The sequence below is a fragment of the Psychromonas sp. Urea-02u-13 genome (genome assembly GCF_002835995.1).
Lineage (GTDB): Bacteria > Pseudomonadota > Gammaproteobacteria > Enterobacterales > Psychromonadaceae > Psychromonas.
The window spans coordinates 1-24,498 of record NZ_PJBZ01000093.1 but is presented as its reverse complement, the minus strand read 5'-3'; the positions used below and the strand labels follow the sequence as shown (position 1 = coordinate 24,498).

The 24,498-nt window shown below is 37.0% G+C and carries 16 protein-coding genes; 7 read left to right on the top strand and 9 right to left on the bottom strand.

All coding sequences use genetic code 11. The features are described from left to right. The 5 genes from htpX to CXF74_RS17650 form a co-directional block, all read left to right on the top strand. Positions 1-609: protease HtpX (gene htpX / locus CXF74_RS17670; RefSeq protein WP_101083852.1), on the top strand; the 609-nt coding region annotated here is incomplete at its 5' end. Positions 610-852: 243 nt separating this feature from the next. Continuing rightward, on the top strand, positions 853-1,830 hold the full coding sequence (locus CXF74_RS17665) for an ABC transporter substrate-binding protein (protein ID WP_157822444.1): 978 nt from the start codon (positions 853-855) through the stop codon (positions 1,828-1,830). After that, positions 1,823-4,297: a bifunctional diguanylate cyclase/phosphodiesterase gene (locus CXF74_RS17660; RefSeq protein ID WP_101083850.1), complete on the top strand. Its 2,475-nt coding sequence runs from the start codon at positions 1,823-1,825 to the stop codon at positions 4,295-4,297. Before CXF74_RS17665 ends, CXF74_RS17660 begins: the two co-directional genes overlap by 8 nt. A 16-nt stretch (positions 4,298-4,313) precedes the next feature. After that, positions 4,314-6,044 (top strand): autotransporter assembly complex protein TamA, encoded by a 1,731-nt coding sequence (locus CXF74_RS17655; protein ID WP_101083849.1) that lies wholly within the window; start codon positions 4,314-4,316, stop codon positions 6,042-6,044. Continuing rightward, a complete protein-coding gene (locus CXF74_RS17650) occupies positions 6,041-10,027 on the top strand; it encodes a translocation/assembly module TamB domain-containing protein (RefSeq protein ID WP_101083848.1) in 3,987 nt (1,328 codons plus the stop codon). The genes CXF74_RS17655 and CXF74_RS17650 overlap by 4 nt, the downstream gene beginning before the upstream one ends. 350 nt (positions 10,028-10,377) lie before the next feature. Here CXF74_RS17650 and CXF74_RS17645 read toward each other — a convergent pair whose 3' ends face one another. The 7 genes from CXF74_RS17645 to CXF74_RS17620 all read right to left on the bottom strand — a co-directional run bounded on the left by CXF74_RS17645 (position 10,378) and on the right by CXF74_RS17620 (position 18,670). Beyond that, positions 10,378-11,781, bottom strand: coding sequence for a methyl-accepting chemotaxis protein (locus tag CXF74_RS17645; protein ID WP_101083847.1), 1,404 nt, complete (start codon positions 11,779-11,781; stop codon positions 10,378-10,380). Positions 11,782-13,368: 1,587 nt separating this feature from the next. Beyond that, positions 13,369-13,725: a hypothetical protein gene (locus CXF74_RS17640; protein ID WP_101083846.1), complete on the bottom strand. Its 357-nt coding sequence runs from the start codon at positions 13,723-13,725 to the stop codon at positions 13,369-13,371. Positions 13,726-13,906: 181 nt separating this feature from the next. After that, entirely contained in the window at positions 13,907-14,341 is a 435-nt protein-coding gene (locus CXF74_RS17635; protein ID WP_101083845.1) for a hypothetical protein, read from the bottom strand. Positions 14,342-14,440: 99 nt separating this feature from the next. Continuing rightward, entirely contained in the window at positions 14,441-14,569 is a 129-nt protein-coding gene (locus CXF74_RS22935) for a hypothetical protein (protein ID WP_269800781.1), read from the bottom strand. 294 nt (positions 14,570-14,863) lie between these two features. Continuing rightward, positions 14,864-15,802, bottom strand: coding sequence for an alpha/beta hydrolase family protein (locus CXF74_RS17630; RefSeq protein ID WP_101083844.1), 939 nt, complete (start codon positions 15,800-15,802; stop codon positions 14,864-14,866). A 661-nt stretch (positions 15,803-16,463) separates the two neighbouring features. Continuing rightward, positions 16,464-17,375: a DMT family transporter gene (locus CXF74_RS17625; protein WP_101083843.1), complete on the bottom strand. Its 912-nt coding sequence runs from the start codon at positions 17,373-17,375 to the stop codon at positions 16,464-16,466. A 389-nt stretch (positions 17,376-17,764) separates the two neighbouring features. Beyond that, a complete protein-coding gene (locus tag CXF74_RS17620) occupies positions 17,765-18,670 on the bottom strand; it encodes a YvcK family protein (RefSeq protein WP_101083842.1) in 906 nt (301 codons plus the stop codon). 306 nt (positions 18,671-18,976) lie between these two features. On the opposite strand from CXF74_RS17620, the gene fdhD reads away from it, so the two are divergent. Both fdhD and CXF74_RS17610 read left to right on the top strand, forming a co-directional pair. After that, the gene (fdhD, locus tag CXF74_RS17615; protein ID WP_101083841.1) at positions 18,977-19,894 is read left to right on the top strand and encodes a formate dehydrogenase accessory sulfurtransferase FdhD; all 918 of its coding nucleotides are present in this window, start codon (positions 18,977-18,979) and stop codon (positions 19,892-19,894) included. Continuing rightward, entirely contained in the window at positions 19,891-22,176 is a 2,286-nt protein-coding gene (locus tag CXF74_RS17610; protein WP_101083840.1) for an FdhF/YdeP family oxidoreductase, read from the top strand. Before fdhD ends, CXF74_RS17610 begins: the two co-directional genes overlap by 4 nt. A 147-nt stretch (positions 22,177-22,323) precedes the next feature. Here CXF74_RS17610 and CXF74_RS17605 read toward each other — a convergent pair whose 3' ends face one another. Together CXF74_RS17605 and CXF74_RS17600 are read right to left on the bottom strand one after the other, a co-directional pair. After that, a complete protein-coding gene (locus tag CXF74_RS17605; RefSeq protein WP_101083839.1) occupies positions 22,324-23,049 on the bottom strand; it encodes a hypothetical protein in 726 nt (241 codons plus the stop codon). Then, positions 23,033-24,154: an AAA family ATPase gene (locus tag CXF74_RS17600; RefSeq protein WP_101083838.1), complete on the bottom strand. Its 1,122-nt coding sequence runs from the start codon at positions 24,152-24,154 to the stop codon at positions 23,033-23,035. The genes CXF74_RS17605 and CXF74_RS17600 overlap by 17 nt, the downstream gene beginning before the upstream one ends. Between the last annotated feature and the right edge of the window lie 344 nt (positions 24,155-24,498).

The following is a 24,498-nucleotide window of genomic DNA, read 5'->3' as shown; positions in this document are numbered from 1 at the left end:
TATAAACAAGCAGGTATTGATTGCCCAGAAGTTGCTATTTATGACGCACAGGATATGAACGCCTTTGCAACCAGCATGAACAAAAATAAAGCCTTAGTGGCAGTGAGTTCGGGTTTGTTAAATAACATGACCCGTGATGAAGCAGAAGCGGTATTAGCACATGAAATAAGCCACGTCGCAAGTGGTGACATGGTGACACTTGCCTTGATTCAAGGTGTAGTGAATACCTTTGTTATCTTCATTGCACGTATTGTTGGCGGTATTATCGATAACTTTATGAGTGGTAATAATGATGAAGAGTCTTCTGGTCGTGGTTTCTCTTATTATATTATCGTCTTTGCCTTAGAAGTGGTGTTTGGTATTTTAGCGAGCACCATCGTTATGTACTATTCAAGACAACGTGAATTCAGCGCCGACTCTGGTGCCGCGTCATTAGTAGGTAAAGAGAAAATGATCGCAGCCTTGCAACGTTTACAACAGGGCAGTGAGCCTAAATTGGAAGGTAGCTTAATGGCCTTTGGTATTTCAGGTAAACGCAGTGGTGGTTTGTTTATGTCGCACCCCCCGATTGAAGATCGTATTAGCGCGTTACAAGCGTCTACTTTTTAAATTGTCATTAACAATAAATAAACAGAGCAAAAGGGGCTGTAATTCATGGAATTTTTGTTGCTAATTTGTTCACTTAGTTTGCTTATAATAATGATGCAGTAAATTTGCAGTGTATAAACACTAAAATTTATCAAAAACCGCTATTTATCACTAAATAGCGGTTTTTTTGTATCTGCCTTTCTGTCATGATCATCATTCATCCTGCTCTCTAAAATGACTACATTTATGTATGTTAGGTCTTCTATGAAATTATCATTATTACGCGCTAAACGATTGACTGCATTATTGTTTTCTCTTCTTTTGTTAGGCGCTTGTAGTCCTTACGAACGACCATTAACCGTCGGGGCTGCGCCTTGGCCTAATTTCGAATTGCTTTTTCTGGCTAAAGAATTAAATTACCTGCCAGAGGAACAATACTCATTATTCGAATTACCCTCTTCAACCAGTGTTATTCAAGCCTTTCAAACGGGAAAATTAGACGTTGCGTTTTTATCACTTGATGAAGTGTTAACGCTGATTGCACTTGGTATTGATTTAAAAGTTGTGTCAGTGATTGATCAATCAACCGGGGGTGATGCTCTATTAGTTAAACCTGAAATCAAGAACCTAGAAAGTTTGAAATGGCGATCAATCGGTTACGAAAACAAAGCCGCAGGCGCGTTATTACTCGATGAAGTCTTTACCTTATCAGGTATTAATAACCAAACTATTCAGTTATTTGAAGTAAAACAAAGCGAAGCGAAAGATGTTTACATGCAGGGTAATATCGATGGTTTGATTGTCAGAGAGCCCGAAAAACAACAGCTATTGCAACTAGGTGCACGTGAGCTGCTCAACTCAAATATTTTACAGCAACGCATTACTCACTTAATCGTCGTAAGAGAAGAAATATTACGCAGTAAAGAGCCACAAATAACCTACTTATTAAAACGCTTTTATGAGGCTTACGATTATTATCAGTTACATCCAAGGGATGCACTGACCACGATCGCGGTGCGACTACAAATGTACCCGTATCTATTAGAAGAATCTTTTAAAGGTACCCAGTTCATTCAGCCCGAAGACGCTTTATTACGCCTTTCAGGTTCGCCTTCAAACATTGAGTTACAAGCGAATCAATTGAGTAATTTTATGACTCAAAAAAATATGTTAGGCAAGATTCCTGATAACTTTAATTCGATGATTTCAACACGTATTTTAGAGAGCGTTATTTATGAATAACATTAATAAACTATCCCTTAATATCGTGGTGCCATCGATTGTATTTATCGTATTTTTCTTCTTACAGGGCGCTGTTTTTTTTGTTGAGTACCAACAGGCACAACAAAAACTGTATAAGGAGAAAGCACAATATATCAAAGGTATTGCCGGTAATTTACAAACCACATTGTCGAATTCATTAATGCGTCTAGAAAAAGCACAAGCGCAAAATGTCGTTTCAGAAACCGCACTGGATCAAAACTTCAAAAGTATCGCCGTGGTTGATCACAATCAGCAAATTGTGCTGAGTAATACACTGCGCAAAAAATACATGTTTGCTAAGTTACAACTAGAGCATTACGACGGTCAGTTATTAAACCAAGTAATGGAAAAAAATGAGTTTATCTTCCAATACAATCAATATTCTCAAGACCTTATTGTTTATGCGCCGTTGCAGATGCTCTCTAAAGGCAATAGTTTAAACCGTAAGTTTAATGGTTTGATTTTCATTCGTTATTCTTTAACCAGTGCGATCACCGAATTACGTTATGAAGCCCTATTTTCTTTGATTAAAATAACCGTCACGCTGCTTATTAGCTTGTTTGTGCTTATCTACATCATGAACCGTTTTATCATTTTACCCCTTAACAAATTAGCCAAATCAACCAAGCTATCTGACTTAAATAACCAGGTCGAAATTGATCAATCCGGACTCGGTGAAATAGGCGTATTACAGCATACTTATGCCGCGTTATCTGAAGAGGTGACCAGAAATTTGAACGCATTATCAGCCAGCGAACAGCGCTTGTTGTATGCATTAAGCGGCGCAAGAGATGGCGTTTGGGACTGGAATATAGATCAAGACAGTGTTTATTATTCTGAACGTTGGAAAGAGATGATCGGTTTCAAGCAAGACGAGATAGATGATTCGATTGAAGAGTGGGAAACGCGTATTCATTACGATGACTTGTTCTTGGTATTAAAAGAGCTACAAGAACATTTCACCGGTAAAAAATCATTTTTTGAAAGTACCCACCGCATCCGTTGTCATAACGGCGAATATCGCTGGATATTAAGTCGTGGTCAAACAGTCTCGTGGGACGCTAATGGTTTACCGTTACGTGTGATTGGTACCAATACCGACGTCAGTAATTATAAAAAGTCGCAAGAAACACTCAGTTACCAAGCGCAATTTGATGCCATTACGCAGCTACCGAATAGAAGCCAATTATTGGTTAATATCGAACAAGAAAGTACCCGTGCAAAACATAATGATCTCTACGGTGCGATTATATTTATCGAGTGTAACCAATATAAAAGCATTTCAGACCTACAGGGTAATTACCGCGGTGAAGCCTTATTATATGCCATTGCGCGTCGTATTGAAGAGTGTAAAACAGGGCCGGATTTTGTTGCGCATCTTTCAGGTAGTGAATTTGTCGCTATTTTGCCCGACCTTCACCAAAATCGTGAACATGCTGCCGAAATGGCGCTTGAGTTTACCAAGAAATTAGATAAAAACTTAAAAGGTATTTTTGATATTGAAGACGAAGAGATCACCTTGTCGTGTGCCTTTGGTATTGAACTGTTTCCTTTAATCGACTGTAATGCAAAAGATATTTTACGCCAATCTCAAATGGCGCTTAAGTTTTCAGAGAATAATCACTTTAGTAATATCTCGTTTTTTGCCAAAGAGATAGAAGAGACCATTCAAGCACGTCATAACATGCAAAAGAAGATTCAGCATGGTTTAGATAATAATGAATTTAGCCTCTACTTTCAGCCTCGTACCGATGCAAGCGGACAACTAATTGGTGCTGAAGCGTTAATTAGATGGTTCCATAAAACAGATGGTTGGATTAACCCTGCAGATTTCATTCCTATTGCTGAAGATTCAGGCCTTATTTATTCATTGGGTGATTGGATTGTCAAAACCGCTTTTGAGCAGTTAGCGCAATGGGAAATGTTAGGTTTACCGGAAAGCTTTACCACGTTATCAATTAACGTGAGTCCAAAACAATTATTGCAAGTTGGCTTTACCGATTCGATTCAACATTACCTAGAAAGAACACAGGCTGATGCTAATTTAATCGAAATAGAGATAACCGAAAGCGTATTAATAACCCATAAAGCATTAGCGATTGAAAAGCTCAATAAGTTGCGTAAACTGGGTATCTGCTTTGCGATTGACGACTTTGGCACGGGTTATTCTTCGTTTTCATACTTAAGTGTTTTACCCGTATCAACACTTAAAATAGATCAGTCATTTATCGAAAACTTAATGCAAGATAACAATCAAAAAGTGATTGTCAGCAGCATTATAAATATGGCGGAATCATTAAAACTTGAAGTGGTAGCAGAAGGGGTCGAATCAGAAGAACAATTACAATTTCTGATTGAAAATGGCTGTACACAATTCCAGGGATATCTCGTTGGCACGCCGATGGCAAAACAAGACTTTCAGACTCTTTTATTTAAAAAACAGTAGATGATTAATAAACACAATGAGAATACTTTTAACACCACTCTGTGCCTTACTGGCACTTTTCTATAGTGCTTTTAGCTATGCACTCATAGAATATGAAATTGACGGAATCGGTGGTGATGAACAATCTAATGTCGAAATCTATTTAGAAGCCTTAGACGCGCCAAAAGACGCAAACAATGACGACTACTTAGCCGAAGTAAAAAAATCAAGCGCAGCTGCCTTAACTGTTTTTGGCTATTACCAACCGATCATTGATATTAGTGTGAGTAGCGAAGAGCAGGAAGACGAAGAGTTGGAACAAATCGTCACCATCGTTATCAACTTAGGTGCGCAAACCTTTATTACTGAATCCGACATTCAATTGTCTGGTGAAGGCAGTACCTCTCCCCGTTTTATCACGCTATTAGATTCATTCTCACTCTCAAAAGGCACTGTGTTAGAGCATGCTAATTATGAATCGGCTAAAAGTAGCCTAAAAAGTCTTGCCCGTCGTTACGGATATTTTGACTCGAAATTTACTAAAGCGAGTGTTGAAGTGACTTCCTTGAATAATAGCGCCAGCATCTCGCTGTGGTTTGATACTGGTCCACGTTACCAATTTGGGGAGCTCGTTTTCAACAATACCTTACCCGCGGATAAGTTCGTTAAAAGCTTAAAAAGCTTTCAAGTAGGCGACCCTTTTGATGCCAGGAAATTAAGTGAATTTAATACCGATTTAAGCGAAACCGGCTACTTTAAAAGTATTACTATTTTACCTGAGTTTGCAGCCAAACAAGGCCTTAATGTACCGCTACAGGTCATCGCAAGTATGCGTCCTGAAGACTCTTTTAATGCCGGTTTAGGTTTTACAACCGATGAAGGTATACGAGGAAAGTTTCGTTGGACAAGACCTTGGGTCAATCAATATGGTCATTCAATTGAAGGTAATATTGTTGCTTCTATTCCTAAACAAGAAGCCTCTCTCACCTATAAAATCCCCTTAGAAGATCCTTTATACAACTACATGTCGGTACAATCGGGTTACAAAATGTTAGACCAAAACGATACCGATACTACGCAATATTTAATCGGTTTAAACCGCCATTGGCGTTTGAAAAGTGATTGGATGCGCACTATTTTCATACGTTACGACCATGAAGAGGGTCGACAGGGTCAGCAAGATTTCTCTAATGCGCTAATCATTCCTGGTATCAGTTACAGTCGAACCCGAACAAATGCCGGCGTTAATACCACTTGGGGCGATAAATTGATGGGTTCGTTTGAGGTTTCAAATGAGTGGTGGTTATCCAGTGATGATCTAGTCAAAGTCTACGGCCAAGCAAAAATAATCCGCACCTATAAAGGCCATCAATTTGTTGCCTCCGCTGAGCTCGGGGCAATTCAAACCGACTCCATTTACAGTGTGCCATCTTCTATGCGTTTCTTTACCGGTGGTGACCAAAGTATCCGTGGTTTTGATTATGAAAGTATCGCGCCGGAAGATTCACAAGGTTATTTAGTGGGCGGTAAATATTTAGCCGTGGGCAGTTTAGAGTATCGTTTTCCAATTGCTGAAAATTGGAAATTAGCCATGTTTACCGATGTAGGTACCGCGACCGATGACTTCTCTGAAGTCATTTCAAGCAGTGTCGGTGGGGGTATTGTTTGGGCATCACCAGTAGGACCGATTAGACTTTATGTGGCAAAACCGATCACCAATGAAATTAACGCTTTCGCCATTCATTTCATGATAGGCCCTGAGTTATGAGCATCATTTCTTGGACTGTAAAAATAGCAAAATATACGTCAATCACCCTTGCCTCGGTATTACTGACGACTATTATTCTCAGCAGTTTATTGCTCTTTACCCATACGGGTAACCAAGCGATTATCACACTCGCGAAACAGTTTGAGTCACGATTGTCGATTGACTTGATTGAAGGTTCGTTATTCCGCTCACCACAGATTCAAAATGTCGGTTGGGTTGATGGTGATACCCAAATTGAAATTGCCTCATTAGATTACCAATTTAACTGGTCATGTTTAACGCAGGCGCTGTGTTTACAATCTTTAAATATCGATGGCGCGACTATTTCACTTCCTGAGCCAAGTACACAAGCAGCACCTGAGAGTGAAACAGATTCGGCTCCATTAGTGATTGAGCTTCCTATTGATCTCAATATCGACAATATAAGCTTAACCAATATCACCTTTAATATGGGTGAGTTAAGTGTTGAGCTCGATAAATTATTACTGCAAGCGGATGGCACGGGCAAAGATATATCATTAGCGTCACAGATCAATGGCTTGTTAATTACCTTACCCGATAGCCCTGAAGTGCTTGTAAAAACCAACAACAAAACCGTTAGCAAACATAAAAAGAAAATGGATTTAAGCATAAAATCCTTGCCCGCTATATTAACCGAAAACATGTTGCCAACCGTCAAACTGCCAATCAATCTCAACATTGAACCTATTATTATTGAGCAGTTTAAGATTGTACAAAATCAGCAGACACTGTTCGAATTAACGGAATTAAAAACAGCTTTCACCTTTATCGAAAGCAAATTATCAATTAGTCAGTTTGCACTCGACATCCCAGAAACACGCGTCAATTTAAAAGGTGAAATCAATTTTATAGACGACTACCCACTCGATATTCATATCGATGGACGTGTTAAAAGTATAAAACAGCTACAACCAGAAACATTACTGAACGAGCTGGATTATGTACTCGCCAGTAAAGGCAGTTTGTCTGATTTAAGCAGTGAATTATTACTGTCTAATAAAATTAATCTTCAATTAAGCACCCATCTTGATCTCTTTGCGCCTAACTTACCGCACAGTATTCAACTGGATTGGCAAAATATAAACTGGCCATTAACCGGTAAAGCTCAATATGGCAGTAAGCAGGGTAGTTTCAGCAGTAAAGGCTCATTACAGGATCATCAAATCGATTTACAAACTGAATATGCCTTAACGGATTTACCCGGTGGTAAAGTCAGTCTAAAAACACAAGGTGATTTACAGCAGTTACAGGTCGAAACATTAAAAGTAGAAACCCTAGACGGTGAAATAGACTTCTCTGGTTTATTAACCTGGAAAGATCGCATTGATTGGTTAGGCCAATTGAGCATTACCGATATTAATATCGATAAATTAAAAACGCCCTATGACGCTCAATTATCAGGATTAATAAAACAACAAGTCGCCGTCACGCTTTATGAAAACAGCCCACCTGAATGGCAATTCGATTTTCCTGAATTACATATTGAAGGCGAATTGTTAACACGTCCTTTAAGCATATTAGGTCGTGTTTCTGGCAATGATAAACAGGGCATTAGTATTGAAAAACTCACGATAAATAATGCTGACAATTCATTGGTGGTCAATGGGTTATTAGCGGAGCAGAACGATCTTAATATTGACCTTAATATCGTGGATATTAGTCATGCCGTGATCGGGACAAAAGGTGCAATAAAGGGACAGATTAATCTGACAGGGCCCTTTGAAAAATTAGCAATCCAAAGCCAATTAAAGGCACATGATTTATCCTATGAAAACTATCAACTTGAGAAGTTAAGTCTTAATAGTAAAGTGATAGTGACAAAAAAACCACAACTCGCATTAGTCTTAAAAGCGACACAACTCACTGTTGATAATCAAGTTGTCGATAACATTGAGCTCGATATTACTAATGAAAATGTCGCAGATGAAAACGTTAAACACCAAATTGAATTACTCGTTAACAGTGAAATAATTTCTACTGATTTAATGCTTTACCTGACTCAAACCGATGATGATTTACTGACAGAGCTTAATCAAGCTAAACTATTTTTACCGTATCAAACCCTGACATTAGCCAAACCTTTTCAAGTAACACAACAGAAAAATAACATCAGTATAACTGACCATTGTTGGCAGGCGCGTGCCAGTAACATTGGAAAGTCCGGTGAACACAAGGCAGGAAAACTCTGTGTTAGTGAATTTAATGTTGGCGAGTCAGGCAAGGTCGCCTTTGATATCGACCAATATTTATTGGCTAACATTAACCCATTTTTACCCGATGAATTTAAAATGGCCGGTGCACTTTCAGCAAATGCCGATTTAAAATGGGAAAAAGACAGTAAACCAAACTTTACCGTTAATGTTGTTTCCGATGACATGTTACTCAAAATTAATAGTGATCCCCAAAATCAAGCCTTTAAAAATTACCCAATGAAATCCTTTAATATTGATGTAAAAGGTAGCGATGAAAACGTTGTTATTGGCGCGAATATATTTTCAGAACAATTAATAAACATTGAAATTAACGGCCAAGTCGCACCTTACAAGAAAACGCCCACAATTGAGTCGAGTGTTGATATCAGCTTACCTGATTTTGAGTTATTGTTACCGCTTATTCCGCAGCTAGAATCGTTAAAAGGACAATTGAATAGCCAATTAACGATTGCCGGAAAATTGAAAAATCCAACGATTAATGGAGATGTCAATATTCAGCATGGCTATATTAGTAGCCCTGCGTTACCGATGAAAATAAGCGAACTGCACACCGAAATTAAAATCAATAATACCCAAGCGACTGTCCTTGGTTCATTTAATACCAGCGATACTAATACAATTGTTGAGAAAACAGCTAATATCCCCTTGCTGACAAATACCCTTAATATCTTCGATAAATCGGTAAAGAAAGTAAAAAACAAAATAATCAAACACGATAAATCTAATATAATCACCAAGGCTAAAGCGCAAGCGACACCGGGTATTGCCTTTATAAAAGGGCAGTTTGATTGGTCTAAAAAACTGATGGGTGATGTGCATTTTTACGCTCATAAGTTAGAAATATACGACTATGGAAAAATAGACTTACTGGTTAGCCCTGATATTCAATTACATGTGAATGAGAATATTAGTGTTAAAGGTGGGATATTTATCGATAAAGGTAAGGTCGTTGTTAAGGAATTACCGGCTGGTGCCATTTCTCAGTCAAAAGATATTATCGTTGTTGATGTAGAAAAAGAAAAAGTAGCACCTGATTTACCGATTATTATCGATCTATCACTGGATATGGGTAATGATTTTCAATTGGTTGCACTAGGATTAGACTCCTTTATTGAAGGTAAATTATTAATTAAAAAGCCATTAGCGAAAGACTTATCTATTAATGGCGAGTTAAGTTTTGTTGATGGTAGCTACCGATCATTAGGCCAGCAATTAGTACTACAGAAAAGTCGTGTGATATTTCAAGGTGCGCCGGATTCTCCTTACCTAACACTTGAAGCGATACGCGATCCTAATAAAATTCAAGACAGTGTTATTGCCGGTGTCCGTGTAACCGGCACACCAGACGAATTAGAATTAGTCATATTTTCTGAGCCCGCGATGTCTCAACAAGAAGCATTATCATATTTAACACGTGGGCACTCACTAGATAGTTCTTCGGAGAGTAGCACCATGGCGAACATGTTAATCGATATTGCAGCCGGACAATCCGATGGATTAATGAGTACTATTGGTGAAGGTGTTGGTATTAAAGATTTATCACTTTCGTCCAGCGGTACAGGCGAGGAACAATCAGTGGGTGTACGTGGTGAAATCGCACCCGGTGTAGAAATTAGTTATGGCGTGGGTGTGTTTGATAGTTTTTCAATTTTTGCAATTCGATATGAAATGTTTGAACGATTTTATATCGAAGCATCAAGTGGTATTGACCAAGCGGTTGATGCTTATTACGAATGGGATTGGGATTAATAAAATATTTGTAACGCGATTTTTATTAACAGATGAATATAAAGTTTAAAATAATTAAGTTTAAAGCAGGGCACTCAGTGAAATTAAATACTGTTAGTTTTTAACTGCTGATTTTTAACTGGTAAGTTTTAACTGCTAACTTTTGACTGATAGAAGTCTGAGTCAAAAATAAATTATGAATAAGTTTTATCTTTAAAATTTAAAACGTCACCGATAATTTTCTATCTGTTTTTAAAAAACGATCACAAATAAAAAGAGTCATAATAAAAAGCAGCTATAAAAACGGAACAAAAAAGAAGGGCAGTCAGCTAACTTTTTTGTTTCATCTTAAGATATTAACCACAACGCTGTTAGGCTTTTAAACCCACCAATATATTTTCCATTAAATCACTTTGAGTTTGTAATTGTTGAATGTTGTTGGATGTTGCATTCAATAACTCCGATGCTTGTGATGATTGCTTTCTTATCTCATCAACACTACGAGCGATGTTAGCCGCGACAACATCTTGTTCTTCAGAGGCCGTTGCAATTTGAGTGCTACTGTCAGAAATGGCTAAGTTTTTAGCCGACAAAGATTCAATCTCCTCATTCACTTCGCCCATCAAGTGTTGTCCCTTCGATGCATTTTCTACGGTTGCGCCCATCAGTTGTGTTAATGAACGGCTATTTTTTTGTAATGATTCGATCATGCTTTTAATTTCTATGGTCGCTTTATTTGTTCGTCCCGCTAAGGTACGAACTTCATCAGCCACAACCGCAAAACCGCGACCTTGTTCGCCAGCACGTGCCGCTTCGATTGCCGCATTTAAAGCAAGTAGGTTGGTTTGTTCTGAAATACTATTGATGGTTGAAACCACCGCATCAATTTTAGCCGCGTCTTTATCAAGTTCATTGACGGCATTCGATGCAGAATTAATTTCTTGAGACAATGAAGAAATAGAACTCAAGGTCGTAGTCACTTTAGCTTGGCCAGACTGTGCAACGGTATGTGCTTCATTTGTTTGTGCGCTTGAATCATGTGCAAGTTTAGTGATTTCTTGAATCGTTGATACCATTTCTTCAGTTGCACTGGCTAACGAATCAAGGTGAGATTGTTGTGTTGCAGATAAGTTAGCGCTAGATTGTGATGACTGATTTAATTGAGAACTCGTTTGTTGCATAAGTGCCACAGATTCTTGCATCGCAAGCACCAGTTTTTGTTTACGTTCAGCAACATTATCAATCATAATTGCAATCGTACTGAATTCATCACGGACTTCAAAGTAGTTCATGCGCTGTGTTAAATCACCATCCGCTAAAGTTTGTAATGACTTATTCATGGAAAACATGGCGCCACCAATAAAGGTCATAATGTAATAACCAACCAATGTAATGAAGAAGAAACAAACTGATAACAGTGAAACTTGTAGCGTAGATAATCCAGACCATAAATTAACTTCGTGGCTTGCTTGAATATTTAATTGGCCATCAAGTATTGAAACAGAACCAGGTGCAGATCCAATTTGTAGCGATGGGCTATTAGCAATAAGCGCACGAATTTGTTGTTCATCAAAATCACCAGCATCAATAATATTCTTAATGACAGTGAGTTCTTGATTCAAGGTGTTATCAATAATTTTATCGGCTGCAGAATTTAATACTGTGGCAAATAGAATCAACGCAACAATGGGCAAGAAGAAGAGTAAATAAAATTTCTCTTGGATTTTTAAATGGATGAGGTATTTATCAATCCAACGGAATGGAATTTCTTTCATAATATTTTCTCTGTATTAAAAGGCTAATTAAATAAAAGCGTTTAGAAACAATAGAGTTACACGTTAACGTGTAACCGTAATGTGTCGCGAGATATAACAGAACAACAGAGACTAATATACATAGGTAACATGGCATAATGGATAAGATTAAACAGACAGATCACAAATGGCTAACTTATTAAGATTGATTAACAAAATGTGTTTATGCGCATAATGTATATTATGTTAAATAAGGTTTCTATTAGAGTGTATAGCGAATAAAGGATTAGCATCAATAACCTAAATTTATATGCTATTGAACATAATCGTATTTAACATAAAATGTATAATATACTATTATCCTTATTCGCGCGTTTTGCTTAATCTAGCTGATTTTCACTTTTGCCAATTTGTCGATTAACTCAGTAATTCAAACGAATCCTTGTTAAGGCATAATTCTTAAGTCCTAAAGCTAGTTTTATCTGTTCTTAATTAAGCTGGTTATTTCTCTAATAACTTAGTTTTACTCACCACTTATTATTTGAATCCAAGTCTTTAATTCCTTGATCGTTATCTCAGATATAAACTGTCAGTCACGATTTGTTTATTGTTAGCTTCTACTGATCGTTTCTAAATATGTCATCACAGTAACTATCCTCAACTGTCTGTTCCAAACTGGCTATTCCAGAATAGCTATTACCAGCTGTCATTCGAAGTAAGGATTCAAAAGTAATGTGTTTCCCTATTTAGAAATTCGATATTTTAAATAACACTTCGATTAGATATTACTGAGTTTCTATATTAACGGTTTATCTGACTGCTGATTTTTAGCTGCTTTATTTTGACTACTTTTTTAACTACTTTTTTTAACTAGCTAGTTTCAGCTTCTAGTTGTTCTGTTTATCGATGTTCTGTTCCCAATTTATAATGACCGGTCATCTTTTTATCTAACCCATATTAACAACTGGCCACGTAATATTTTTCTTCCTTTATACTGTCCTTTTTAGCGTCACTATTTTAAACATCAAGTCACTAGATCACTTCGCTTTATTAGCCTGTTACAAACAATGGCATTAATACATCATTCGCGTAAATGATTAACTAAAGGCGTAAAACAGCCCCTTACCACTGTAAGCAAACACAGTAGTAAGTTGTATTCCTATTTACGTTGAGCTTCCTGGGTGAATACTACGGACCTTTTACGCCTATTTTTGATTAGAATGTGCCCTATTATGTGATTAAAGCGTAAAAACCAGACAGTTTTAGCCATTCATTTTCAACTATTTAGTCACTGAAGCCAGTAAATACGGGGGCTAACAGCATGCAAGACTAAATAATAAGCGCGCTGTGTTGCAATCTGATAAGTGATGAAGGGATTTATCTAGTTAAAGAACCTCACGATTGAATTCATCGCCTTTAATTGGTTTTCTGGTTTGACTAGCAGTGGGATATTAAAGCCGTACGTTTTATATTTTATAGCTTATATTATCCAGCAGTGAATTTTTTGAAGATGCCCTACTGCTAGTATTCGTAGTATAACGAATACTAGTGATATAAAATCACATCTCACTCAGATGCTTTGTGAGTAATAAATAGGATTTATAGCGGTTAATTCAAGTTAATAGATTTTAAAAAGGAATCACACAAAGTAGGAAATTCTTCAATCGACCAAGTATCTTTGTTATTCATGTTGCAGTCATATTGATTAATCAATAACTGTTCACGTTCATTTAAGTTTTCTTTATCTGCATTTTCGATTGCATGATGCTCTATCAACCATCCATTATTTTCTGCAATGGCCAATACCAAATGCACATGACGGTAACGTAAATTTCCACGTGACTGAGGTAAACCATCCTTTTTTAAAATAGGACGTCTGGTTTTTCCTGCTAATATTTTTTCAACATTACGTGGGTATTCATTTAATCGCGAAGCATTAGAGGCTTTACCAATATAGCGAAGCATTAGAGGCTTTACCAATATAGCGAAACTCATGCTTACCGGTATCTAATATAAGTAAGAGGTTTTTAAATCAATATCGCTTGGGTTGGTCCACTTAAACATTCTATTGCCATAAATTTTATGGTAATAGAATATATATATGTTAGATTATCCTTAATTTTAATAATTAAGGTGGTGTTGTAACTTATTTATTATTTTCATGATAGTGTTTTCTGTTATCCCTTAGAGTTTTTAAATCAGAATCAGAACAACCTTTTTCTTTTAGCACTGTAACTAATTGATGTAAGTGCAGGGGATTTGTTGTTTTTACATATAGCTCAAATAATGATGTTTCATTTTTATTTCTATAGTTTTTAAGGTTGCTCTCATGACCACTTTTTATACTTTCAGTAATTCCACTGAATGTTTCTGATACATTGGTATCACATTCAATACATAATTCATCATCATAAATATCACCACCTTTTGTATAGTTATCGCAAATTGGGTTTCTACAAACGTATATTGTCTCGCTACATTCGGGGCAACTACAGCGATCTCTTCTAAAAAAATTTGTTTCTTCAATATTAGCTCTAACTTTATTTCCACAAAATGAACAAAATCCTAATTGCTTTGACATTTATTAATTACCTTATTAATTTAAATAATATTAATTATATTTCTGTAGATATAATTAATATTATTTATATCTACCTCTATCCAGGATGAAAGTACTAATTTATTTTTTTTTGTTTTTATCCGCTTCTTTCTGAGCAGGAGTTCGATCCCCTCCTTTATTCGAACGATGATCATGATCACCATCTTTCTTGTTTTTACTACCTTTTACGAATCCAAATGTATAATTCATTACTATTTCCTATGTATGTTTAAACTTATTACAAATAATATCTATCAATATAAAAATTATGTCGTATAAATTTCGATAATTATCTAAATTTTATATACCGTAAGGTATATATACTACATCAATACTCACCCAAATAAAATACATTGTACTGTATTTGTAATGGATTAAATATAGGGGGATTTTACAGAGGCTATTAATGACAAAACTTATCAAAGTAATAGGATAAGTTTTTAGTTTTACCACTTTAAATTATCAATGAGGTAATTATCTATTGAGAAATTATAAACTTTCCACTTAATAATCCACTTTAACATTCGCTGCGATAATTGGGTTTATTTTTGAATCTGTCCCCAGGTGTTTGCTCATCCAGTTCAGTGAAGCGAACCAAGATTCTAAAGATTTTTCACTACGTTCAAAATTAAAACCATGTGATCCTTTATTGATAATCACTAATTTTGAATCTTGATTACCACTGAGTTGTAATGATTTTACAAAGTTTTTTGAATATTCTACCGGTGCAATTTTATCGTCATCGCCATGTATAACTAACACTGAGGCTTGAATTTTGTTGGTAAAATTAATCGCAGAATATTGACTGACAAGTGCAAGGTGAGAGGCATCGGTATGTTCAACAGACTCATCTAAATACGATGCTTTAATTTGGTTTACGATGAAAGATAAAATGAAATCGTCTTCAAATGATTTAGCCCAACGTACAAAATCAGTCATTGGATAATAGACAACGACTGCTTTTATTAATGGATTATTCTCTGCTATTTTTAAGCTGTGTGCACCACCTAATGAGAAACCTAATAAACCAATATTGTCGCTATCAACCCAAGGATTTTGAGTCACTTGATCCATTATAAAATCAATTTCATCTTTTTTTCGTAATGGCATTGTTGATGTTTGCCACTGCCCATCAACCAATCTTTCATAATCAATGGCAACAGAAATGAAGCCTTGATTTGCCAAATCTATTAACACCCCTCTCATATCTTCCGCGTTTTGAAGCATGCCAGGATGAACCATTATGGTAGGAAGTGGTCCTTTAGCAATCGGTTTAGCCCACAAAAAGTTCACTTTTAATGAGCCTTTTGAAGCGGTTTGTTCCCAAACAGGTGTCTTTTTGTCTGCTGCATTATCGTGCATATCAGGTAAATTACTGCAGCCTACAATGCTCAATATTGAAATACATAATGTAAAATTTCTAATCAGTTTGAGAATATTCATAAGAAAGCCCTTTATCTAAGTATGAAAGACATACAACACTTGTTTCTATTTCATACGTAAAGCAAGAAGTAAAGTTCACTTTCTGTTCTGTTTTCTTTATTACAGCTCTCTTTAATGCCGCTAATAGTGATTTACAATCATTAATTAGACGCATTTACCTGTGTTTTAGACTGTTTTTCCAGCGTATTATGAGTAAATATCTAGCGAAACTTATGCCAAATGCTCTCTTTAAAACATCTCTGATCACATCATTTACTCTCGTATTTATGCCAGTAAAAACAAAAAATCACGACCAATTTTTTAAATAACGAAGAAATTAACATCAACTAAAAAGCTGTAGCCTAAGTAGCTAAATGACTAAAATAATCCATATAATTATTAATATATATGAGAATAAAGTGAAGTGACGGGGATATGTGGAGTATTTATTTGAAATCAGTGGGCATTTTTAAGCTAAGAAGTTAGCTGAAATATAGATGGAATCGTATAGTCGGCAGATTGGAATAATTACCTAACGCATTGCTTGTAAAGCTAAAAGCAAACATCCCAATCTATCAATAAATCCCAAATAACGCTAAGAATAACGCTAAAAACAATGCAAAAAGTAACGACCATCATGAGAGTGAAAAACATGATGGTCGATTCATTCAACATTCCTTGCCTATCGGGCCAACAAGGTGAGTCGTTTCAGTGATAGCTTTTGTGGTGAAATCTTCGTTAATAAAATACCGCTTAATAACGGAATTAGCATATACAGTGATTGCTCTGAAATGATATTGCCAGTAGTTACGGCAGATAAAGCAAGCGCGACTAATGGGAAAATCAAGAAACAAATCGAAGCCGCAAAAGGGGTCGATACTTGCCCTAATTTGAAATAAGCCACAATGCCACCCACGCTGGCAAACACACCTAAGTAGGCAACCGCGATCAATGATGATGCCGAAAAGCTTTGCACATCAACCTGTTCAAAGGCAAACGAGGTGATCAACAGTAATATTGAGGCGATAAAACTCGGCAGTGCATTGTAGGTAATAACCTCAATGTCTTTACAATTTTTTTGTACCATTACGTACATAACCGCATGAATAATCACAGCTAATGCCAATGCTGCAGAGCCAATTAATAGGTTATCACCCCCGATGCCAAGCTCATTAGACAAAATAACATATAAGCTAATAATGGCGATCAACAGGCCGACAAACTGCTGTCTTGTGAGTCTAAGCCCTAAGAATAACGTCGACATGATCATCACAGCAATAGGCATATTCGCAAAAATAATAGAGGCAAGACCGGAAGAAATATACATCTCGCCTGCAATCATTAACGTAAAGGGAATCGCAAAATAGAAAACAGCAACGAGTAAAGTCCATTTTCGTTTCCCTTTAGGAAACATCAAAGGTTGCTTGAAAATTTTAGATAATATAACCAGGATCGGAGAAGCAATAAGAAAACGTAATGCGGTCGAAAAAATAGGTGGAATGGTATCAACGGCAATTTCCATCGCTAGCCATGTTGTTCCCCAAATTAAACAAACAGAGCAAAACAAAAGCGATGTAATATATTTTTTATCCATAATAAGACTCGTACATATAATGTGTTTATAAATTAATGTATAACTTTGCTGCAAGCTAATAGGGAAAATATACGTGCTCGGAGGGAGAATAACTTACTCGTTTTCATCGCTATTCGGCCAGTATGAAGAAAGTTTTTCTTCATACTGATAATTAAATGGGGTTTATGTCCTTTGCTATGTTTTATTGATGTAAATCAATGCATTAAATAGAGGTTATCGGATTGGGTTTAATGGTTATAGCAAGTGCAGTAAATAGGTGATCTTGTATTAGGTAGGAAAAATAAGTGCTATCAGGCATGAGCTGGCTACAATGTGGCGAAGAACAGGACGTTGTGAATAAATTCACCACACAGATAGCACTCGTTGTAACCCGCAAGGCGGATTACAAATTAAATTTGTTCGGGGTCAATATCAAGCTGGGCAATAATCGCTTTCATTAATTTAGTTCTGTCGTGGCGCCACTCACTATTTTCTGAGGCTAAATCGGCTTTAAAGAATGGCCATTTAGGCGAAAGGTTAGCATGTAAGGTATCACCGATGAGTACATCGATAACACGTCCTCCGCAGGCCTTTTCACACCATTCTAATTTCTGTTCAATACTCATTCTGCCTGCGGGTCCATATTCTGGCGACAGGTTTTCAATAAAGATAAGTTTTGCATTTTTATTATTACAAATGGCTTGGCCTATTTCTGGTAATAATAACGGCGGCATAATACTGGTTAAGAAACTTCCAGGGCCCAAAATAATACAATCCGCTTCATTGATAGCAACAATCGCCTCATGAGTTGCCGGTACTTTCGGTTGTAAATCTAATTGCAGCAGGTCTTCTTCCATTTGGTCAACACTGCTTTCGCCATGCACCCAACTGCCATCTTCCGTCAACGCTTTGAGATCCGAAGGATGTTCAGACATCGGGATAATATTAACTTCTACTTTCAACATATTACGAATCAGTTGAATCGCTTCCATGGGTCTTACTGATAAATTATCTAACGCGGTCAGCATTAGGTTACCTAGGTTATGGCCATCGAGTTCGCCCTCTCCTTTGAATCGGTATTCAAACATAATGGATTCAAGCGATGATTCTGTAATTAGCTGATTAATACAATTACGCGTATCACCCCAGGCAATACCACCCTGACAATGACGGATTCGTCCTGTTGAGCCACCGTTATCTGTTGTTGTAACGATGCCCGTTGCATTGCTGCCAAAGCCTTTTAACGCGGCTAACATTCTTCCTAAACCGTGACCACCGCCAACAGCGACTATTTTTTTATCTTTATATCGATTCATGTTCTTTCTTCTTAGCATGTGATCCGCGTAATTTAACGTAAACAGACAGTTAATCAAAGGGCTTTATTCAGTTGTTAGTTATATTGTCAAAAATAAGTGCAAGCGACTACCTCTCTTCCCCTTATCTTTATGCCTTAAAAGGCTAGGTCAGGAAAATCATAAAGGCTAACCATACTATTACGATATGTCGATTACCGCTCAACTACCCTGTTTTTAATGTGGACATTGTGAGCTGGGTCCTTGAATCAATTGGGCTTACGCTTTACTGTCGTAATCTTCTGACCCTCTACGCATTAAGATTGTTGTATGCCATATACGAGTAATACACCTCATCCCAAAGCCATTAAAAAAATGCCACGTATTCGTTATCAGCGTCAATTGAATGCGCTTGATGAAAGCGTGTTAAGCAAACGAATTACTGAAGATGACATTGCGGTTGAAGAGCCACTGCAAATTAGTCTGGCTTATTACGATTTACAAACTCAAGATTTTCAAAAAAAGATTTTAACCTTAACCATGCGCACCCCCGGTGACGATGACGCGTTGATTTACGGATTTCTAATATGCGAAGGCATCATTAAACATAAAAATGATATTAGCGCCTTTGAATATAAAATGGCTTCTCGTAGCGAAGAGTCTGCTGATGCTAATCAAATTGATCATTCGAATGCCGTGTGTGTGCTACTCGCCAAACATGTGCAACCTGATTGGAAAGTGATTGAACGCCAATTCACTAATCATTCAAGCTGTGGAATTTGCGGTAAAACCTCATTAAATGCGTTGCAACTCAAGTCCCCCGCTCATCTTGATGAAAACCTCACCACCATTCACAGCCACACCCTTTTTGATCTACCTGATTTATTACGTGAGCAACAGGCTATTTTTTCACATACGGGTGGTTTACACGCCGCGGGTTTATATGACAATCAACAGTTTGTGCATATTGCCGAAGATGTTGGGCGCCATAATGCGGTTGATAAAGTGATTGGCCTGCGCTGTTTAAACGACCATAAATTTGCAATGACAGTGTTAGTTTTGAGTGGTCGTATCAGTTTTGAATTAGTGCAAAAGGCTATCATGGCAAATATAAATGTCATTGTATCTGTGGGTGCGCCTTCTAGCCTTGCGGTTAGCGCAGCAAAACAGTTTGATTTGACGTTAATTGGGTTTACTAAAACAGATAGTTTCAATGTCTATAACGGCGACTGGAGAATTACTAAATGAGTTATAAAGAATACAAAGGTTCAGCAGGTGGTTGGGGAGCGTTAGCCAGTACTGCCAAGCACCTTCTCAAAAGTGAAAATGTCGCAAAAAACATTAGAAACTTACTTAAAACTAATCAAGACCACGGCTTTGATTGTCCGGGCTGTGCATGGGGTGAACAAACCCACAGCACCACGTTTCGGTTTTGTGAAAATGGCGCTAAAGCGGTTAACTGGGAAGCAACAAGTCGCCGTGTTGATGCTAATTTTTTTGCCGGCCATCCCGTTAGTTGGCTTAAAAAACAAAGTGATTATTACCTTGAATACCAAGGACGTTTAGCAGAGCCGGTTGTTTATAACCCGGTGACTGATCTCTATGAAGCTATTTCATGGCAACAGGCGTTTGACCTGATTGCTGAGCAATTAAACGCATTAGAGAGTCCTGATCAAGCAGAGTTCTACACCTCTGGTCGCGCCAGTAACGAAGCCGCTTTTTTGTATCAATTATTTGCCCGTAAATTGGGCACCAATAACTTCCCTGATTGTTCAAACATGTGTCATGAAGCCAGCGGCGTTGCCTTAAAACAGGCGATTGGTGTAGGTAAAGGCACGGTCACCATGGACGATTTTGATGATGCCGATGCTATTTTTGTTTTTGGACAAAACCCTGGCACTAATCACCCTAGAATGCTTGAAACCTTAAGTACGGCTGCAAAACGTGGCGCAAAAATTATCAGTTTTAATCCATTAAAAGAGCGTGGTTTAGAGCGATTTACAAATCCACAAGTACCCACTGAAATGCTAACCGGGGGCGCGACAAAAATCACCCAACAATATTTCACGCCTAATTTGGGCGGCGACATGGCGGCCGTGCGTGGCATGGTCAAAGTATTATTAGCGCGTCATCAACAAACAAACGATGTGTTTGATCAAGCGTTTATCGACCAACATACGCAAGGTTTAGCGGACTACTTAATCGCCGTTGAAGCAACGCAGTGGCAACACATAGTCACGCAATCGGGCCTAAGCGAAGCACAAATCACACAAGCTGCCGATTTATATCAGCAGAGTAAAAACGTCATTATTACTTGGGCGATGGGTATTACCCAGCACAAACATTCAGTTGAAACGATTCAAGAAATAACTAACTTACAACTGCTGTTTGGTAATGTGGGACGTAAAGGTGCGGGGCTTTGTCCGGTACGTGGGCATTCGAATGTGCAAGGTGATCGCACGATGGGTATTAATGAAAAACCCGACGCTGCGTTTTTACACTCACTCGAAGAAACTTTTTCTTTTAAACCGCCACAACATCAAGGCCATAATGTCGTGCAATCTATTGAGGCGATGTTAAGTGGTAAAAGTAAGGTGTTTATTGCCCTAGGCGGTAACTTTGTAGCCGCAACACCCGACACGCCAATAACAGAACAAGCATTATCACAATGTGAATTAACCGTGAGCATCGCAACAAAGTTAAATCGTACGCATTTAACCGTGGGTAAAAAATCGCTGATACTACCTTGTTTAGGGCGCACGGATATCGATATGCAAAATAACAATCCGCAATCGGTCACCGTAGAAGACTCATTTTCAATGGTGCACGCCTCACAAGGTGTAGTAAAAAGTGATACCGCGATGATGTTATCTGAACCTGCAATTATTGCCGGCATGGCGCAAGCGACGTTAGGCGACCAACCGATTGAATGGTTAAAAGTGATTGAAGATTACGACAGAATTCGTGATTTAATCGCTAAAACGATCCCCGGCTTTAAAGAGATGAATCAAGGCAGTAAGCAAGATGGTGGGTTTTATCTTGGCAACACGGCAGCACAACGTGTTTGGTCAACAGCTAGTGCTAAAGCACAATTTAAGGCTTACGATTTACCCGTGAGCATTGTTTCGGAATCACAACGTGCATTAACCAATAATCGTATTTTTGTCTTACAAACATTACGCTCTCACGATCAATACAACACCACCATTTATGGTTTTGAAGATCGTTATCGTGGTATTAGTGGTGACAGAAAAATCATCATGATGCACCCAAAAGACATCGAAGATTTAGGCTTTAAAGCAGAAGACAGAGTCGATGTTGAAGCCTTATGGCCTGATGATGTGACGCGCAAAGTAACAGGGTTTCAGTTAATCCCCTACGATACCCCGCGTGGCAATATCGCAGCCTATTTTCCAGAAGCCAATCCGTTAGTTGCCCTAGCGAGTTACGGAAAAGGTAGCTTTACACCGACCTCTAAAACGATTGCCGTGGTGATTACGGCGCATGTTGATGCAGAGAGTATTATTTAAGATGGGTTAGGTTAGCCTTAGATTCAAATAGTAAGTGCAATTCATGTGTTGAGAGATTGAGTAAATAACTAACCTATGGTGATTAAGTTGTTATAGGTTAGTAATGGGAGACAGTTAGAAAGATTGGGATGAATAGTCTTGTCAGTGCTAAAAAGAAAAATTGGAGGTTTTTTGATGAAAGATAAAAAGAGGATAAGAGCTAAGAACAAATATCCTATTCTCTTCTGCAATAGAAGATATTTGCTTTACTGCGATTTCTTTTTGTTCCGGAACGTTAATAAATTCTCCTTTAATGCCAAGAGTTATATAGTTCCCTTTCTCTACGTTTATTTTTACTAATTGATTCCAATCTTCTTTACTGCTGTGCCTAGGATCATTAAATGTTTGTAACCCATTTACAGATAGAGACTTATATTTTTTACCGGTGCAGTTTTCAATTGTTACTTTGTGTGAAATATATTCTTCATATGTAGGAATATCACGTATAGCTTCTATCATAGGGTAGCTAATAAATACTTTACCATTTTCAGTTTCTTCGCTGAAAATATCTATTAATGAAAGAAGATGATCCGTATTAAACTGATCATCTTGGCATTCTATGTCAAAAAACAAAAATACTTGGTTAAAATTATCCCTCTCATAACCTTCTAATATTTCTTCATTTTTAGGAACATTTTTAGATTCTCGAAGTAACTCAATTACATCTAGATCTTCGTCTTCTTTTAGCTCTTTATATAGTTCATAGATATCATTGCCATAACTGCAAACGAGAATACTTAATTCGCTAAAATATACATTTTTTAGAGTCTTAAAATACTGAATTTCTCTTTTCTCGCCTTCAAATATGCAAAGAATATTACTCTTTGGATTCATATTTTAAGCCTTTATAAATTTTCTCTAAGTTATGAGCCTTTCTTAAATCTTTATCTACAAGCTCATAAAACGGATATTGTTTGTCAGCTAAAATGAAATAACAGTCAGGCCTTAGCAGATCATTTGTCATAATACTTAAGTTATGTGTGGTCAATATTGTTTGGCAATTAACATTGATTAACTTTTTGACTACTAATTTTGAAAGTGAATAATGATAGTAAGCATCGAACTCATCAATATATGCAAACGAAAGTTTATTAGTATCAAGTTTAAGCCACCAGAAATAAAATATTCCAAGTGACATAGTCCCCGTAGAAGCCGCAATACCAAAATCAATATCAGAGTCATTATACTTGAATACTATTCTTTCTTCAGTCCCTTCACCTTTAGTTCCGAGATTACATTCAACTCCCGCTTCATTGAGAAAGTGTTCAAAATCGGCTAGCTTTCCAGCATCAATGATTTCTTTTGACAACCTACTAGTATCAAGTTGTTGCCCATAATAATCAGCGTTTTGAGTCAGCGTCCGGAAGAAAACCATCCCAGAAACAAATTCAGTAAACTCTTTGAATATTTTTGAATTTCTATCAGATAGATCTAAGACTGAATTAGATTTTATATACTTAATTGCAGATATAGTTGAAGAAGATAGGTCTCTATTTAGGGTTTCTGTACCAGAAAGCCTTACATTAAGTTTATAAGATTTTCTTCTGTCTATTTCAATAATTACAGCGTCATTAACTTTTAATATTTCATATATAGTATTTGTAGGTGAAGACTTTCCGTATGAATACTCAACAATTTCGCTTCCAAATTTAAATTTATAATTAAATTCAGCAAAACCTCCGTCCTCCATATAACCATTTAAATAGTTAGTTGTTAGTGATTGCATGACAGGGATGTCATTTATATGACATGTTATATCCAAAATTGCTAAGCCTAAATTAGACTTGCCACAGCCATTTTGGCCATAAATGACAGCATCGTTTACTAGTCCATCAACAATGGAGTTACAATTAAACTCATAGTTTTTCTTAGTTCTAAGACTAAAATCATACCAATCCTTAAAGTTTCTGAACCCTCTTACAGAGAAATCTTGTAGCATTTTATTATCCTCTCTTACATAACTCTTACCTTAGGTATTAAAAAGCATTCTAGCATATCAATGGTAACTTGCCGTAAAAAAATTACGGTGATATTAAGTAGGGCATACCAAACTTTAGTAAGTCACTAATGAAGTAAAATAAAAACTTTTTTTAAAACCAGCATCTCAATATTTCAAACAATCTTAAAAATTAAAAATAGCTTATCTGAAATAGATAACAACAAACGAAATGCCTGTTTAATTTCTAAAAATGGTGAGGGATAATATAAAATGAGGAAAATACGCAATATTACTGATTTATAGGCACAATCAACCTAAGTGAAGCACTCATCATGTGTGTTATT